At 68.2% G+C, this 15,348-nt stretch carries 14 protein-coding genes and 1 pseudogene; 2 read left to right on the top strand and 13 right to left on the bottom strand.

Annotated elements, in window-relative coordinates; all coding sequences use genetic code 11:
* Positions 1-35: 35 nt before the first annotated feature.
* The 9 genes and pseudogenes from ACZ55U_RS01120 to ACZ55U_RS01080 form a co-directional block, all read right to left on the bottom strand.
* Positions 36-884 carry a helix-turn-helix domain-containing protein gene (locus ACZ55U_RS01120; RefSeq protein WP_465521077.1) on the bottom strand — a complete coding sequence of 283 codons (849 nt, stop codon included), beginning with the start codon at positions 882-884 and terminating at the stop codon, positions 36-38.
* Between the two features lie 28 nt (positions 885-912).
* On the bottom strand, positions 913-1,437 hold the full coding sequence (locus ACZ55U_RS01115) for a DUF6879 family protein (RefSeq protein ID WP_465521075.1): 525 nt from the start codon (positions 1,435-1,437) through the stop codon (positions 913-915).
* A complete protein-coding gene (locus ACZ55U_RS01110; RefSeq protein ID WP_465521073.1) occupies positions 1,409-1,669 on the bottom strand; it encodes a hypothetical protein in 261 nt (86 codons plus the stop codon). Before ACZ55U_RS01110 ends, ACZ55U_RS01115 begins: the two co-directional genes overlap by 29 nt.
* 170 nt (positions 1,670-1,839) lie before the next feature.
* Entirely contained in the window at positions 1,840-2,052 is a 213-nt protein-coding gene (locus tag ACZ55U_RS01105) for an FDXHR family putative zinc-binding protein (RefSeq protein WP_465521071.1), read from the bottom strand.
* A 347-nt stretch (positions 2,053-2,399) separates the two neighbouring features.
* The gene (locus ACZ55U_RS01100; RefSeq protein ID WP_465521069.1) at positions 2,400-2,675 is read right to left on the bottom strand and encodes a hypothetical protein; all 276 of its coding nucleotides are present in this window, start codon (positions 2,673-2,675) and stop codon (positions 2,400-2,402) included.
* Positions 2,672-3,424, bottom strand: coding sequence for a hypothetical protein (locus tag ACZ55U_RS01095; protein ID WP_465521067.1), 753 nt, complete (start codon positions 3,422-3,424; stop codon positions 2,672-2,674). Before ACZ55U_RS01095 ends, ACZ55U_RS01100 begins: the two co-directional genes overlap by 4 nt.
* Before the next feature lie 90 nt (positions 3,425-3,514).
* Positions 3,515-3,886: a hypothetical protein gene (locus tag ACZ55U_RS01090; RefSeq protein WP_465521065.1), complete on the bottom strand. Its 372-nt coding sequence runs from the start codon at positions 3,884-3,886 to the stop codon at positions 3,515-3,517.
* A 675-nt stretch (positions 3,887-4,561) separates the two neighbouring features.
* Positions 4,562-6,328, bottom strand: coding sequence for a recombinase family protein (locus ACZ55U_RS01085; RefSeq protein ID WP_465521063.1), 1,767 nt, complete (start codon positions 6,326-6,328; stop codon positions 4,562-4,564).
* A gap of 71 nt (positions 6,329-6,399) precedes the next feature.
* A pseudogene (locus tag ACZ55U_RS01080) lies at positions 6,400-6,474 on the bottom strand (SCO4848 family membrane protein); the annotation flags it as partial.
* Between the two features lie 136 nt (positions 6,475-6,610).
* Between ACZ55U_RS01080 and ACZ55U_RS01075 the strand changes: the two are divergent.
* Positions 6,611-7,798: a D-alanyl-D-alanine carboxypeptidase family protein gene (locus tag ACZ55U_RS01075; RefSeq protein WP_465521061.1), complete on the top strand. Its 1,188-nt coding sequence runs from the start codon at positions 6,611-6,613 to the stop codon at positions 7,796-7,798.
* 28 nt (positions 7,799-7,826) lie between these two features.
* On the opposite strand, the gene ACZ55U_RS01070 is transcribed toward ACZ55U_RS01075, so the two are convergent.
* Together ACZ55U_RS01070 and ACZ55U_RS01065 are read right to left on the bottom strand one after the other, a co-directional pair.
* On the bottom strand, positions 7,827-8,795 hold the full coding sequence (locus tag ACZ55U_RS01070; protein WP_465521059.1) for a YihY/virulence factor BrkB family protein: 969 nt from the start codon (positions 8,793-8,795) through the stop codon (positions 7,827-7,829).
* Between the two features lie 47 nt (positions 8,796-8,842).
* Positions 8,843-9,841: a glycosyltransferase family 2 protein gene (locus ACZ55U_RS01065; RefSeq protein WP_465521057.1), complete on the bottom strand. Its 999-nt coding sequence runs from the start codon at positions 9,839-9,841 to the stop codon at positions 8,843-8,845.
* 133 nt (positions 9,842-9,974) lie between these two features.
* On the opposite strand from ACZ55U_RS01065, the gene ACZ55U_RS01060 reads away from it, so the two are divergent.
* Positions 9,975-13,550 (top strand): bifunctional glycosyltransferase/CDP-glycerol:glycerophosphate glycerophosphotransferase, encoded by a 3,576-nt coding sequence (locus ACZ55U_RS01060; RefSeq protein WP_465521055.1) that lies wholly within the window; start codon positions 9,975-9,977, stop codon positions 13,548-13,550.
* Between the two features lie 197 nt (positions 13,551-13,747).
* On the opposite strand, the gene ACZ55U_RS01055 is transcribed toward ACZ55U_RS01060, so the two are convergent.
* Together ACZ55U_RS01055 and trpS are read right to left on the bottom strand one after the other, a co-directional pair.
* The gene (locus tag ACZ55U_RS01055; protein ID WP_465521053.1) at positions 13,748-14,302 is read right to left on the bottom strand and encodes a 2'-5' RNA ligase family protein; all 555 of its coding nucleotides are present in this window, start codon (positions 14,300-14,302) and stop codon (positions 13,748-13,750) included.
* Positions 14,299-15,339, bottom strand: a complete 1,041-nt coding sequence (trpS, locus tag ACZ55U_RS01050) for a tryptophan--tRNA ligase (protein WP_465521051.1) — start codon at positions 15,337-15,339, stop codon at positions 14,299-14,301. The genes ACZ55U_RS01055 and trpS overlap by 4 nt, the downstream gene beginning before the upstream one ends.
* Positions 15,340-15,348: the final 9 nt, after the last annotated feature.

The raw sequence follows: 15,348 nt of genomic DNA, 5'->3' as shown, positions 1-15,348 counted from the left end.
TTGGACTCCACAAAGTTGCATGAGATTGCACAGGTTCACCCCAGCGCCTCAATCGCCGACGTGATCAGCGCCCTTGCCTTGGCCCCGTGGACCGCCAGCTCTGCCAGCCTCTCGAACGCTCGTCCGTACTCTGCAACCTCACTGGGAGTCTTGACATTGACTCCCGCCGTGAGCAGTTCCACGGCCACGTGCTGATCATCGAACATATAGAACGCTTCCAGCGGCCAGATTCGGCGCGGCGCCGTAAAGGGGATAATCCCGAGACTGACCCGAGGAAGCGCCATCACTGCGAGGAGATACCCCAGCTGGGCCGCCATAGCCTCGGAATCGCCAATTCGATAGCGCAGGACGGTTTCTTCCATCAACAGCGCGAATCGGTGATTTCCCTCGCGGATCACATGAGCCCTAGCCATGCGAGCCTCTACGGCCTCGGCCACATCATCCGGCGTGCCTTGAAATTCAGTGATGGACGCCATGAGGGCAGTGGCGTATCCCGGCGTTTGAAGCATTCCCGGTACGACATTGGAAGCGTACACGCGAAATTGGCGCGTGCGCTCCCAAAGTGGAACGACCTCCTCTTGTGCTCGGCGCATGCCATTGCGCTGCAATTTTCTCCACTGAACGTACATAGAGTCCGCAGTGCGATTTGCCGCAATAAGGTCATCCGCCTGCCCAGCAGCTCCGCACGCTTCACACCACGAACGTATGTCAGCATCGGAGGGCGGGGTCTTTCCGTTCATAATCCGAGAGGACTTCGACGGGTGCCACCCACAGCGGATAGCTAGCTCACGTCCTGTCAGCCCTGCATCTAGGAGCAGTTCCCGCAGTCGGGCCGCCACGGCTTCGCGGGCTTCTTGAGCACTAGATGATGGAGATGAAGGCATGAGCTAGCTATCCGATATGTTCGATGGGTCAGACTTTGTACTCGTCGTGCGGGATTCCCGAACCCCATACCGTCGCGAAAGCAGATGCGCACAGCTGGGCAACGTCCGGGACAGTGCTCAATTCCTGCCCCGCCCAATCACCGTTTCCACTGAAGTGGTTGAACAGGACGATTTTCTCGTCAAAGAGCCAGAAGTCGTTTCCGGGCAGCGCAATCCCGGATGCCAGCCGACGGGGAAGCCATCGGACCTCCTCGCCCGCCGCAATGTTCACGACCGTGCCGGCGTGCTCCCACCGAATGTAATCGGTAACCGGCTCCGAAACAATGCGAGCACGGCGAACAGTGACGCCCCGGGCTACCGTCTCGGAAATGACAGATACCCATGGTGTCCAGTACGGCGAAGCGGGATCAGAATCCCGCTGTCCGGAGGTCATCCAGCGCTCGAAATCCTCGGATTCGTCCCCGACGCCGTATGCATCACGCATTTCCAGATGAACTGCTGAGCGCTTGGCGTCTTTCAGAAGCTCAAAGAAGTCCGGCTCGCTCTGCGGCATCGCACGCCTCCCTCAGAATAGGAATCATTCGCGTGGGGAACCTGATCACGTCTTCGTTCTCAGGGATTTCGGTGGCGTGCCCGGGTGCCGTGTTCTGTTCACACTGCTCCTTCAAGGCTGGAGACGCCTTCCAGCCCAGGAACACGAGTTCCTTTTTCTCTGCGTCCACCCAGACAGTAGGTGATCCCTGCTGCTGTGTTTCGGGGTCGATCCCGATGAACTGTAGTGCCATCGTGCCCTCCGTGCCTCGCTGGTTGCATGGATGTGCACGACCATCACTCAAAGTGGCGATGTCGTCAAGGTGCCATGCAAGTTGATCAAGCGTCATCTACGTGCCGGGGCACCAAACGACGAAAGGCCCCGTCCGACCCAAGGGAGGGTCAGACGGGGCAAGGGGTCGGCTCAGCGCTCCCGGTAGGGCTTCCGATGCCACAGGCCCCGGGCGTCCAGCCAGAGTCCGACCGTGGCCGGTGGCAGGCATCGGCGAGCGTTGTGCGGGCCGGCGCGGTGCGCGTCACCGGCGCGGGTGCTCGCGAAGGTCTCGTGACAGGCCGGACAGTGCTCGGCGCGCTGGCCGGACCACTCCCGGCCGCATGGCGGGTGGACGATCTTCAAGGGTGCCTCTCATGGGATTGCGAAACTGAAATTTGAGGGCTTCAAATCGCATGGCTGGCCCATCTGCCCGGCCCCCGCCCGAAAATCCGTCCACGGTCCGCTGTGGCAGCGATTTAAGGGTGTTCTAGGAGTTGGTCTCCCCCGCGTGCACGTGCACGCCTGCACTCGCATGTGCACCCGCGCGTTGCGCCCACCGTTTCCGGGCAGCGGAATGCAGCCTTGCGCAGCATTCCCAAGGAATTGGCAAGTCGCCCGAAACTCCCAGACCCGTACGGAGGCCGATTCCTGCTAAGGCGCTGCGGTACCCAAACCCCGGGGAGGGGGTCATACCCCAGGGGTCCATCGCGTTAGCGACGTGCCAATTCGAAATGCGCGGGCTCAAGGCAACGTGAGTCTCGGCAGCTCCGGCGCAGTTCTTCATTCGCCGCAACCGGCCGATTAAGGGCCCGATAGATCACGCGATGGGCAAGCTCCTTCTTGGTGCTTCCATGCGCGCTGTATCGCACCACAGCCCGGCCGCCCCGGTCGAGCCGTTCCGAAATGAGGCAGCCGGTTTCGGTGTTGCGGATCACGCGACTCAGCGCTTTAAGCGCAATGTCTCGATCGGTCAGAACGTAGCTCATCGAGTCCACGGCTCCATATCGGCAGAGGTCGAGCCGGCCGCCGGGTCCCATGCGATTGCAGCATCGGCATTTGGGTTCATACGGCCTGGAAGTCCGCCGTAATAGTTCCCGCTGTATTCCAGCCGATCAGTCACAATCCGGTCCAGGGCGTCACGGTCCGCGCGCCAGTTGATGCCCCCGCGCGGTGCCATGTACCGCCACTGCTGCTCGTTCGCGTTCCACTGGTTGCCGAGGTCCGCATCAAGGTCCTCCACCGTGTCCGCCAGCGTTGCCAACTCATCCATCAGGCAAGCCAGTTGGGTTGCGGCGGTGACAGCGGCAGCGCGCTTCTCCTCAGCCAGGCCGGTCACGGCAAGTCGCCACTCAGCACGCACGGAGAGGGCCGCAGCGCGGACGGCGGAAGCGGCATCAGCAGTCAGCTCGTATGCAGCCATCTGCACCCGCTGAGCGTCCGCAAGGCGCGTCTCCAGCGGGCCCCGGTTGGTCGGCTTAGGCAGCGGCTTTCCCTGCGCAAGAGCCACCTTGACGGCGAGCTGATCTCGGCCCTCTACCTTGGCAAGGTCGGCCTCAGCGAAGGACACAGCGTCGTCAGATTCCGCACGCTTGCGCAGCATTTCGTCAAGGTGGTTGAGAGCTTCTTTCACGCTCTCCGGCGTACACGTGTAGGTGTAGCGCGGAACCTCTCGGGATGCCTGGTCGTAAAGCCAGGAAAGGTGCTTAGCGCGGGCATCGGAAGTCGTGTCAGTCATACGTCATATTCCTTGTCGGTAGAGAGTTCAGCAGGCTTACGGTTCAACCTGCGCGGGAGAATTTGTGAGACTCGGCTCAATGGCTGTTATCTAGCCAGCCATTCGGCGCTGAAGGATTCGAGCAGCGAGCTTCACTGGGTCGATTTCTCCGCTATCAGGATTTGGCTCGGATGCACCTGCACCCTTTACCAGCGAGCTAGGCTGAGTTCGGAGACTGGATCGAAAGTGCACCGCGAGATTCTGAGCGTCAGCCGTAATCTCCTCGGTCGTCGATCCGCTCAGCCGATACCGCAGCGACTCAGGAATAGAGAACTTCGCGCCAATCTGCTGGCGCAGCGCGGAAAGGTCAGCGGCCGGCTGCGGGTGCGCATTTCCATGCGTCGGCCTGTCGGTGATCTTCTCGGCCTCCAGCTCGGCGCGGGCGGCGTTGATGTGCTTCGTAATTTCGGACCGTCGGTCCATGGGTCAGCTCCTAGTCGAATTTGGGCAAAAGAAAAGGCCCCGCATCACGGGCGCTGCACGTCTAATGGCCACCGACGAGACCAGTAGGGAAGCAGCGCCCACGACACGGGGCCGACCAGCAGAGACCTAAGTCTCTCCCGGAGTTCGTTGTTCAGTTGATCAGTTATTGGGGCGGTCGGTACGCTCCCGGGCCGGTGGTTCGCTTGGCTGACTCAGCGCCTATCCGGCCTGTTGGTGAGGGAAACCCTCGTAGGGATCTACGGCGGCTCGTTAACGGGATCTGCGCAGAGCAGCCAGCGCGCCATCCGATCCACCTTGATTGACTCGGAGTGGCTAACGGCTGCCGACGACTCTGGCAGCGCGCGCGGCCCTGTAGATGGCCGGACCCATGTAGTTCCGTGTGGCCAGCGCCAAGGGGCGGCCCTGTGACCTGCACCCATGTAGGAATGTAGGAATGTCGAGCCTCCCGGTTTACCCCGTAAGAGGGGATCAGAAGCTCTTAGGGTGGATGTGGAGACCCCTACATTTCTACATTTCTACATTCGTGCAGGTCAGCCGCTCGCTGTGTGATCTTGGCGGGATCTAAACTACATTCGGCCGCTTCGCGTCGCTGGCACAAAGGTGGCCCGGATCACAGAGATTATCTCTGCCATCCGGGCCGACCCCTGCGACTCGTTAGATAACCACGAAGGGCCTACCGCGACCCATAACGTGTGCCAGTTCCTCAGGCGTAGGTGTCGGACGCCAGTCCAACTCCACCCGATCAGCGACGGGGATTACGGAGCGGTCAGCACGCCGCCCAGGGCCCACAGCCACGCCCGAGAGGAATAGATTCAGGAACTGGCGACGCTTGATGACATCCCATCCTGCCCACGGGGACTCCGGTCCCAGCGGGTCAGCCTCAGCAGCAAACCACTCCGCCGGGATCTGCACTGCATTCGCCGACTTCTCACTCAGCTCCCGAAGGCGCTCAAGGCACTTCTCCTCATATTCCAGGTATTGGAGCATAGTTCCCTGGAATGCCGCAGCCCCACGTTCCCCCTTGTAGACGCCTGCCTTCCGGTCCGCATAAAGCTCCTTGATGGATTGCTGGACGTGGTCAAGGTGCGCCTGCGTTTCGGCCCGTTCGTCCTCGACTCCGGCAAGGTCCTGCTGCTCTGCAAACCGTAGGGCAGCTGCCACGAGCCATGCCTGGTCTTCCGGATTGGAGAGATCGGCATTGCTGATCTTGGCCCACACCCGGCGGGCGACGAAGTCGTCAAGATGAGTGATCTGCACCGAAAGGCCGCCATGTCCAATGGGGTTCGCGCACATGTAGTAGCGCCCGCTCTTTCCCATCGAGCCCTCACACTTCGCGCAGCGGGAAAACTTCCACCCCGAAAGCAGCTCTGGCACACTGCTCTCGTATTGCCGCTCAGCAAGGCCGCGCTGACCGATTTTCTCCTGAAGCTCTAGCCACGTCTGCCCGGGGATGATGCCCTTATGTGGCGTCAGAGGAGCCCCTGACCCATCCCGGGCAATGACATTGGCCAGTGTGCCCTTGGGGCCCTTTGAGAGACGTGCAGAGGCGAATCCTCCGATGCAGGGATGCGTGAGGATGTGACGAACGGTTTGCGCCCGCCAAATGATCCCAGTCCGCTGCCTGCCGGGGAATCCGCGTTCCAGGACGGCCTTCTGGCGCGCTTCGGTGTTTCGTTGCGCCGTAGTGCCTGGGGCAGGTACGCCTTCCTTGTTCATGGTCGCCGCAATGCGGTTGTAGGCATATCCCTTGAACGCCAGGCCAACCAGTTTGCGGACCACCTCAGCGTACGTCATGCCCGCCTCCTCCCAATGATCCTCATTGGGCTCAAGCGTGGTGACGGTGAGCTTTCCGATCACCTCGCGGCGGGCCTTCATCCCGAAAGGCGGGGCGGAGGAGTGGCGTCCACCGACGGCTTGAATTTCGTCCTTTGCTCCGGCGGTGCGGGCCGCCTTGATATCGGAGTCCTGCTTGGCCAGCGCAGCGATGAGCGCAAAGATTGCCTCTCCAACAGGATTGCTCGTGTCTAGGAACGGCTCCTGAACACTGACAAGTCGCACGCCGTACTCGCGCAGCTTCTTGTCAATCGTCATGGCCTCATAGGCGCCCTGCCGGGTAAGGCGCGAGAGCTCATTGACAACAATGACATCCAATTCCCCGCGCTCGACGGAGAGCATCATTTCTTCGAAGTCCGGCCGGACAACCTTCGGGTCCCACCCCGACTTGCCCACGTCCTTGTACTCCCGGACCACCTGCCACTTGCTGGTGGCGCGTGCGGCGACCAGCGCGTGACCGGCGCTCAGCTGCGCCTCGGGCGACGCCTCGGAGGCGTCCGGCCGCTTGCTGGACTGTCGGGCGTACAGCCCGACCCGGACGACGTCTAGTTGGTCCGAGGGGATGCCCGGAGCGAGGAAGGTTGCCATGTTCTGAGCTTGCCGCACCGTCTGACCTGCGCTTTCCGCTTTGCCGAAGCTTTGCTAGGTACCTTCTCATCAAAGGTCGTCCAGATGATCATCGACCAGACCCCGAAGGCGGTCAGGAACCAGGAGGTGCGGCGGCTGAGCTTCATGGGGGTCCTCGGCATGTGAAGGCGGTGTGCCTCCCCAGTATGCGCGGGCCGCCGATCGGCGTAGGGCGGGCCCCTCCTGCGGAGGACCGGTCCGAAGGGGCGGGCGCCGGGGCCCGGGAATGGGTACGGTCTCCTGGTGCCCACATCCCGTCACACGTTCGCGCGCCTGTGCGCCGCGGCCACCGCGGCCTTACCGGTCCTGCTCGCCGCTCCGGCGGGCGCGGCTCCGCACCAGCCGCCGCCGTCGGCCGCGGTCGGCGGCGAGCGGCTGGGGCTCCCCGGGGTCCAGGTCGCCCCGATGGCGGGCGCCCCGCCGCTGCCCTCCGACCTCACCGGCCAGTCCTGGATGGTGTCCGACCTGGCGTCCGGCGAGGTCCTGGCGGCCAGCAACCCGCATCTCAGACTGCCTCCGGCGAGCACCCTGAAGATCCTCTTCGCGGACACCGTGCTGCCGAAGTTCGACCGCGACGCGGTGCACCGGGTGGCCGACGAGGAGATCCAGGGGATCGGCCCCGGCAGCAGTCTGGTCGGCATCAAGGAGAACCTGGACTACCGGGTCGAGGACCTGTGGCGGGGGGTGTTCCTGAGCTCCGGCAACGACGCGGTGCACGTCCTGGCCCACATGAACGGCGGCGTCGCGCAGACCGTCGCCGAGATGCAGGCGCGCGCCGACGCGCTCCAGGCGAGGGACACCAGGGTGATCTCCCCGGACGGCTACGACATGGACGGCCAGGTCTCCTCGGCCTACGACCTGTCGCTGTTCGCCCGGGCCGGCCTGCGCAACGCGGACTTCCGGACGTACTGCGCCACCCGGGAGGCGATGTTCCCGGGCGCCGTCGACAAGGACGGCCGGCGCAGCAGCTTCGGGATCGCCAACACCGACCGGCTGCTGGGCAAGTACCCGGGCCTGATCGGCGTGAAGAACGGCACCACCACCAACGCCGGCTCGACCTTCGTCGGCGCCGCCGAGCGGGGCGGCCGCACCCTGCTGGTCACCGTGATGCACCCGGCGAGCTACCAGAAGGTGTACGACGAGACGGCCGCGCTGCTGGACTGGGGCTTCGCGGCGGCCGGCAAGGTGCAGCCGGTCGGCAGGCTGGTCGACGAGGTCCGCCCCGAGGGCGCCGAGCCGACCGGCCAGGGCGGCGGCGCGGCCGGCTCGCCCGCACCGCCGCCGTCCCCGTCGCCCGCACCGGTCGCCGCGGGGGCCGGGGCGGGCGGGGACGACTGGCTCGGCCTCGGCGGCTGGTCGGCCGTGGTGCTGGCCGGCGGCGCGGTCGGCTACGGCGCGCTGGTGCTGTGGCGGCGGCGCTCCGCCGACTGATCCGCCGGGCGGCGAGAAGGGTCCGGCCTCAGTCGCGGGGCCGGGCCCTCCCCTTCTCCCCCGGCCGGGCGGCCACGGCCGCCGTCTGCGCCGCCTCCGCCTCGTCGGCCGCCGCCAGCAGCGCCCGCCCGTGCGCCCTGGTCCGCTCCAGGGCCCCCGCCCGGTCCGCCGTCGCCGTCCAGGCCACGCAGTACATCAGCAGCCGGGAGACGAAGTTGATCCACAGCAGCAGCGCCACCGGGGTGGCGAACGCCCCGTAGAGGCTCCGTCCGGCGACCGAGCCCAGGTAGGAGGCGAGCAGGAGCTTCAGCAGCTCGAAGCCGACCGCACCGATCAGCGCGCCCTGCACGAGGTCCCGGCGGCGCTGGTCGGTGATGCCGGGGAAGGGCGCCAGCAGGTAGGCGAACAGCAGCGTGTCGCACGCTATGGCGATCAGCACGCCGACCGCGGTCAGCAGGTAGCCGCTGCCCAGGCCGATCGCCTCGGCGACCCGGCCGGCCAGCGTCGTCCCGACGGCGGAGGCGGCCAGCGAGAACAGCGACACCAGGCCGAGGCCGGCCAGCACCGCCACGTCCCACGCCTTGCGCAGCACCGGGTTGCCCTCGTCGTGGGGCAGCTGCCACAGGTCCCGGATCGAGGTGCGCATGGTGTCCACCCAGCCGAGGCCGGAGACCAGCAGCAGCGCCCCGGAGACCACCCCGACGGTGCCCGCGCTGGCCACCAGGGAGGGCAGGTTGAGCGCGTCCGAGAGCCCAGGCAGCTGGTCGGCGATGTGCTCCTGGAGGTCGTGCACCCGGCTGTCGCTCAGCGCCGCGGCGGCGATCGCCAGGCCCACCGTGAGCAGCGGGAAGAGGGCCAGGAAGCCGAAGAAGGTGACGGCGCCGGCCAGCCGGTTGCCCCGGGCCTCGGCGAAGTACTCGTACACCTGGTACGGGCGGCTGCGCAGCACCCGGGCCACGAGCGGGCCGACGACCGGAAGGCGGGTCAGGAAGTCCACCTGACCGGTTATACCGGCCCATCCGCCGAACGGGTGTCAGGTGGGTGTCACCGTTTGACGAGTCGGCGGGCCTTGGCGACGGCGCGGACGGCCTGGTACGCGCCGTAGCGGCCGTGGCTGAGCAGTTCGGTGCGCACGCCGTCCACCCCGGCCGGCGGGCGGTAGCCGGCCGGGCGCAGCCGGGCGCAGTGCGCGGCGGCCCGGCGGAAGTACTCGCGGCGGTCGCCGGGCGGGACCCGGCCGGGCTTGGAGACCACGGTGTTGAGGTGGTGCAGCATCCGGCCGTAGACGACCGGCCGCCAGTGGTCCAGGTCGGGGCGGCCGTCGAGGAAGGCGAAGACCAGGTCGTACTGGGCGAACACGTCGAAGTGCTTGCGGCTGGCGGTGGCCAGGATGTTGCCGCCCTCCTGGCGCTGGCGGTAGTGCACGCCGACCCGGTCGAGCAGGGTGATCCGGGCGGCGGCGAGCAGCGCCGGGTACGTCCAGGGGGTGTCCTCGTAGTAGCCGGCCGGGAAGACCAGCCGCTGCTCGGTGACGAAGCCGCGGCGGTAGGCCTTGTTCCAGACGACCTGGAGCAGGTCGAGCAGGTCGGGGCGGGCGGCGAGGTCGAAGACGTCCGGGGAGGCGGCGCCGAAGACGTGCGCGGAGGCGGCGCGGGTGATCCGGCCGTCGGCGTAGGTGCGGGCGTAGTCGTAGACCAGGACGTCCGGGTCGCCGGTGGCGGCGAGCCGCTCGTCGACGGCCTTCAGCAGGCCGGGGGTGAGCGTGTCGTCGCTGTCGAGGAAGACCACGTAGTCGCCGGAGGCGACCTCCAGGCCGGCGTTGCGGGCCCGGCCGAGGCCGACGTTCTCCGGCAGGTGCAGCACCCGGATCCGGGAGTCGGCCGCGGCGGCCTCGTCCAGCATGGCGCCGCAGCGGTCCGGGGAGCGGTCGTCCACGGCGATCAGTTCGAAGTCCGGGCCGTCCTGGTCGAGCACCGATTCGAGGCATTCGACCAGGTAGTCCTGGACTTGGTACACGGGGACGATCACGCTGAAACGGGGCACCGGCCCAGCGTAGTGGCCCCGGGGAGGAAGCGGCCCCGGAGGTTAGGATCGGGGGCGCACGTACGCACCGATCCCAGTGCGGTCAGGCCCCTCCGGACTGGCACGCTCCTCCCGAGAAAGGCCTGCGTAGCCGATGGCTCCCCGCCTCTCCATCGTCGTCCCGATCTACAACGTCGAGCGCTACCTCGTGGAATGCCTCGACTCGATCGCCGCCCAGACCTTCACGGACTTCGAGTGCGTCATGGTCGACGACGGTTCGAAGGACGGCAGCGCGGCGCTCGCCGAGGCGTACGCGGCCAAGGACTCCCGGTTCCGGCTGGTCCGCCAGGTGAACAAGGGCCTGGGGGCGGCCCGCAACACCGGCATCCGGCACATCGACCCGGACTCCGAGTTCCTGTGCTTCGTGGACAGCGACGACTCGATGCCGCCAAGCGCGTACGAGCTGATGATCAACACGCTGGACGAGACCGGCTCGGACTTCTGCACCGGCAACGTGCTGCGCTTCCGCGCCGTGGGCTACTACCAGTCCGGCGGCCACGTGAAGCCGTTCAAGGAGACCAGGCTCAAGACCCACATCACCGAGATCCCGGCGCTGGTCACCGACCGCACCGCGTGGAACAAGGTGTACCGCCGCTCGTTCTTCGACGCGGCCGGCCTGCTCTACCCCGAGGGCATCCTGTACGAGGACGCGCCGGTCAGCGTGCCGCACCACTACCTGGCCAAGAGCGTGGACGTGCTCTCCGAGCCGATCTACCACTGGCGCGAGCGCGAGGTCGGCGAGATGTCGATCACCCAGATGCGCACCAACCCCAAGGGCCTGATCGACCGGGTCGCCTCGGTCGAGCTGGTCCGCGCCTGGCTGCTGAAGCAGACCGAGCCGCGCTTCGCCGAGTACCTGCGCTCCTACGACGAGAACACCCTCGTCGAGGAGATCCCGATGTTCTTCGGGTCCGTCGTGGACGGCGACAAGGAGTACCGGGACGCCTACCTCCAGCACGTCAGCCGGCTGCTCCGGGCGATCGGCTCCGACAAGGTCGCCAAGCTGCGCGCGCCGCTGCGGCTGAAGTACCACCTGACCCTCTCCGACCGCATCGACGAGCTGGTCGAGCAGATCACCTACGAGCGGGAGAGCGGCGGCGGCGTCCAGGCCCGCGGCCTGCTGCGGCCGTACGCCGACTACCCGTTCCTGCGCGGCGGGCGCCGGAGCGTGCCGTCCGGGGTGCTCAAGCTGGACAACTCGCTGGTCATCCGCAGCCGGCTGTACCAGGCCTCCTGGGAGGGCGGCAGGCTCCGGCTGACCGGGCACGCGTACCCGGAGCAGCTGGGCGCGGCCGGCAAGCACGACATGGTCCGCACCCTGGTGCTGCGCGAGACCAAGGGCCGCCGGGTCATCGCGGTGCCGATGAAGACGACGTACAGCCCCGAGGCCACCGCGAGCTGCCGGCACGACCTGTACAGCTGCGACTGGTCCGGCTTCTCCGTCGCCGTCGACCCGAGGAAGCTCCGCCACCGCGGCCAGTGGAAGGACGGCAACTGGCGCGTCCTGGTGGCCGGCGCGGGCAAGGGCGGGGTGTACAAGGGCCGGATCTCGGCCGGCTGGAGCGACTCCGCGCAGTTCCTCCCCTCGCACTGGGTCGAGCCGGACGTGCGGATCGTGCCGTGGACCCGGGACAACTTCGTCTACCTGCGGGTGGAGACGGTCAGGGCCCGGGTGACCGGCCTGGCCGCGCAGGGCGACCGGGTGGAGGTCTCGGGCGCGGCCCGCTCCGGCCCGAGCTTCGCCGGCGCGCGGCTGCGGCTGACCCACCTGGAGTCGGACCGCGAGCTGTCCTTCCCGCTGGAGCTGGGCGCGCCGGTCGGCTCGCTCCAGCCGTTCACCGCGTCCTTCCCGGTCGCCGAGCTGACCGCCGTCCGCGAGGCCTGGGCCGAGCTGGACCCGGCGGCGGCCGAGCGCAGCCGCGACCGCTGGGACGGCGCGCTGCTGCTCGCCGACGGCAGCACCGTCCCGCTGGCCTGGGACGACCGCAACGCGCCGGAGCGGCTGCACCTGGCGCTGAACCCCGAGGCCCCGGTCACCGAGCGCCGGGCGCTCTACTCCAAGCCCTCCCCCGGTGGGTACCTCCAGTTCACCGACCAGGTGCTCCAGCCGCTGGTGGACGAGGTCGCCGCGCGCGGCGCCGACGGCTTCCTGCTGAGCGGCTCGTTCCCGCTGCCCGGCGCGCACCGCTGGGAGCTGGCGGTCCGTCACGAGTGGCTGGAGGAGGAGCACGTCTACCCGGTGGAGATCGCGGACGGCCGGTTCCGCGCCGCGCTGCCGGCCGTGCCGACGGCCTCCTTCGCCGGCCGGGTGCCGCTCGCCAGGGGCACCTGGACCGTCGTCTTCCGGCCGGTCGGCGTGCCGGTGGACGACCTGCCGGACTCCTGCGCGCTGGTCACCCCGGACTGCTTCGGGACGCTGCCGGTCGAGGTGGAGTCCCGCGGCAAGCGGATCGCGCTGGAGCGCCGCAACCACGACGGCCTGTCGCTGGAGTCGCACCCGGTGCTGGCGCCCGAGGAGCGGGCGGGCTTCCGCCAGCGCCAGCTGCGGACGGTGGACTACCCGGCCGCCCGCCGCGAGCCGCTGCGCGACACGGTGCTGTACCACGTCGGCATCCGCAGCGCGTACGCCGACTCGCCCCGGGCGGTCCACGAGGAGCTGGTCCGCCGCGGCCTGCCGCTGGAGCACCTGTGGGGCAGCGACGACATGCAGGCCGAGGTGCCGAAGACCGCCGCCGCCGTCCGGCTCCTGAGCCCGGAGTGGATCGAGGCGCTGGCCACCGCCAAGTACATCGTGACCAGCACCCACCTGCCCGAGTTCTTCGTCCGCCGCCCCGGCCAGGTGGTCGTCCAGACCTGGCACGGCACCCCGCTGAAGCAGATCGGCTTCGACTTCGAGAAGGTCTGGTTCACGGACACCGGCTACCTCAAGGGCCTGGCCCGGGAGGTCCCGAACTGGAGCCTGCTGGTGGCCGGCAACCGCTGGTCGGCCCCGGTGCTGCGGCGCGCCTTCGACTTCAAGGGCGAGATCCTGGAGAGCGGTTCGCCCCGGAACGACCTGCTGTTCGCGGCCGACCGGGAGAAGACCGCCGAGCAGGTCCGGGAGCGGCTCGGCCTGCCCGAGGGCAAGAAGGTCGTGCTCTACGCGCCGACCTGGCGCGAGGACCGGCGCCGGCCGCAGGACGGCTACCAGATCGACCTGCGGGTCGACCTGGCGGCGGCCAAGGCCGCGCTCGGCGACGACCAGGTGCTGCTGGTGCGCCGGCACGAGCTGATGTGCGGCCAGATCCCGGGCGCCGGCAACGGCTACGTCTGGGACGTCGGCAGCTACCCCGACATGGCGGAGCTGCTGCTGATCGCCGACGTCCTGGTGACCGACTACTCGGCGAGCGTGTTCGACTTCGCGTCGACCGGCAAGCCGATGCTGTTCTTCACCTACGACCTGGAGCACTACCGGGACAACCTGCGCGGCTTCAGCCTGAACTTCGAGGCCGAGGCGCCCGGGCCGCTGCTGGCCACCTCCGAGGAGCTCGTCGCCGCGCTGGGCCGGGTGGACGAGGTCGCGGCCGAGTACGCGGACAAGGCCGCCGCGTTCCGCGAGGCGTACTGCGACCTGGACGACGGCAAGGCCGCCGCCCGGGTGGTCGACGCGATGCTCCGCGTCGAGGGCTGAGGCCCGTCGCGGCTCCGGGCGCCCGAGCGGCCCGGGAGGCGCCCGACACCACCGGTGCCGGGCGCCTCCGCGCGTTGCGGGACCATCCGGAACCGCCGGGAACCGCGCGGAGCCGTCCGGGCCGGGGCGGCCGGATGCCCGAACCCGGCTTGGGCGGCTCGGCGGGTCGGCGCGGCGAGGGGGTGGCGGGCCGGGGCTCAGCCGAAGGAGTAGGTCCGCCAGGGCCGCCAGACCTCGTCCGCGTCGAAGCGGGAGAGCCCGAAACCCGGCACCCGGAAGGCCGCCCGGAAGTCGCGCGCCTGCTCGTACGCCTGGTCCAGCACGTCGTCCGGCAGGCCGTGGGCCACCGTCACGTGCGGGTGGTACGGGAAGGCCAGCTCACGGGCCAGCGGGCCGGAGCGGACGTCCGCCTCCAGCAGCCGGCACTCCTGCGCGCCCTCCTCGACCCGGACGTACACCACCGGGGAGACCGGGCGGAAGGTCCCGCTGCCGCGCAGCAGCATCCGGAACGGCCGGTGCGCGGCCGCCACCGCCGCCAGGTGCTCCTCGATCTTCGGCAGCTCCTCGGCGGGCACCTCGGTCGGCGGCAGCAGGGTGACGTGCGTGGGTATCGACCGGGCCAGCGGATCGCCGTGCCCGGCCCGGGCGTCCTGGACCGCCTTGCCGTACGGGTCCGGGACGCTCACGGACACGCCGATGGTGACGACCTCGGGGAGGTCGCCACCACCGGGCAGGCGGGTGAGGGGAGTCACCGCTTGGCGGCCGTGAGGAAGCCGATCCGGTCGTACACCGTCTCCAGCGTCCGGGACGCCACCTCGCGGGCCTTCTCGGCGCCGTCGGCCAGCACCCGGTCCAGCTCGGCCGGGTCGTCCAGGAACATCCGGGTGCGCGCCTGGAAGGGGGTGACCCAGTCGGTGAACAGCTCGGCCAGCTCGGTCTTCAGGGCGCCGTACATCTTGCCCTCGAAGTGCTCGACCAGCTGGTCGATCGTCTGGCCGCTGAGCGCGGAGTGGATGCGCAGCAGGTTGGAGACGCCGGCCTTCTCCTGCTCGTCGTAGGAGACGACGGTGCCGGTGTCGGTGACGGCGCTCTTGAACTTCTTGGCGCTCGCCTTCGGATCGTCCATCAGGCTCACCAGGCCCTTGGGCGAGGACGCGGACTTGCTCATCTTCACGCCCGGGTCCTGAAGGTCCATGATCTTCGCCGTCTCCTTGAGGATGTACGGCTTCGGGACGGTGAAGGTCGACCCGTAACGGGTGTTGAAGCGCTCCGCGAGGTCGCGGGTGAGCTCCAGGTGCTGGCGCTGGTCCTCGCCGACCGGGACGGCGTCCGCCTGGTAGAGCAGGACGTCCGCGACCATCAGGACCGGGTAGGTGAACAGGCCGACGGTGGTGCTCTCGGCCCCGTAGCGGCTCGACTTGTCCTTGAACTGGGTCATCCGGGCGGCCTCGCCGAAGCCGGTGAGGCAGTTCATCACCCAGCCGAGCTGGGCGTGCTCGGCGATGTGCGACTGGACGAAGAGGGTGCAGCGCTCCGGGTCCAGGCCGGCGCCGAGCAGCTGGGCGGCGGAGACCCGGGTGTTCTCGCGCAGTTCCTTCGGGTCCTGGGCGACGGTGATGGCGTGCAGGTCGACCACCATGTAGAAGGCGTCGTTGTCCTTCTGGAGGTCGACCCACTGGCGCACCGCACCCAGGTAGTTGCCGAGGTGGAACGAACCGGAGGTGGGCTGGATGCCGGAGAGCACCCGGGGACGGTCCTTGACCGGACCAGTGACCGCTGCGTTGACCATGCGGGCCAT

The sequence above is a fragment of the Kitasatospora sp. NPDC034533 genome (assembly GCF_055575155.1).
Note: the sequence above shows the minus strand (reverse complement) of the source record. Positions and strands in the feature narration are given on the sequence as shown.

Bases quoted from the DNA above. Each gene is read 5' to 3' on its own strand.
- ACZ55U_RS01100 (WP_465521069.1), bottom strand. From the start codon at position 2,675: ATGAGCTACGTTCTGACCGATCGAGACATTGCGCTTAAAGCGCTGAGT.
- ACZ55U_RS01060 (WP_465521055.1), top strand. From the start codon at position 9,975: ATGGCTCCCCGCCTCTCCATCGTCGTCCCGATCTACAACGTCGAGCGC.
- ACZ55U_RS01090 (WP_465521065.1), bottom strand. From the start codon at position 3,886: ATGGACCGACGGTCCGAAATTACGAAGCACATCAACGCCGCCCGCGCC.
- ACZ55U_RS01115 (WP_465521075.1), bottom strand. From the start codon at position 1,437: ATGCCGCAGAGCGAGCCGGACTTCTTTGAGCTTCTGAAAGACGCCAAG.
- ACZ55U_RS01085 (WP_465521063.1), bottom strand. From the start codon at position 6,328: ATGGCAACCTTCCTCGCTCCGGGCATCCCCTCGGACCAACTAGACGTC.
- trpS (WP_465521051.1), bottom strand. From the start codon at position 15,339: ATGGTCAACGCAGCGGTCACTGGTCCGGTCAAGGACCGTCCCCGGGTG.
- ACZ55U_RS01110 (WP_465521073.1), bottom strand. From the start codon at position 1,669: ATGGCACTACAGTTCATCGGGATCGACCCCGAAACACAGCAGCAGGGA.
- ACZ55U_RS01120 (WP_465521077.1), bottom strand. From the start codon at position 884: ATGCCTTCATCTCCATCATCTAGTGCTCAAGAAGCCCGCGAAGCCGTG.
- ACZ55U_RS01095 (WP_465521067.1), bottom strand. From the start codon at position 3,424: ATGACTGACACGACTTCCGATGCCCGCGCTAAGCACCTTTCCTGGCTT.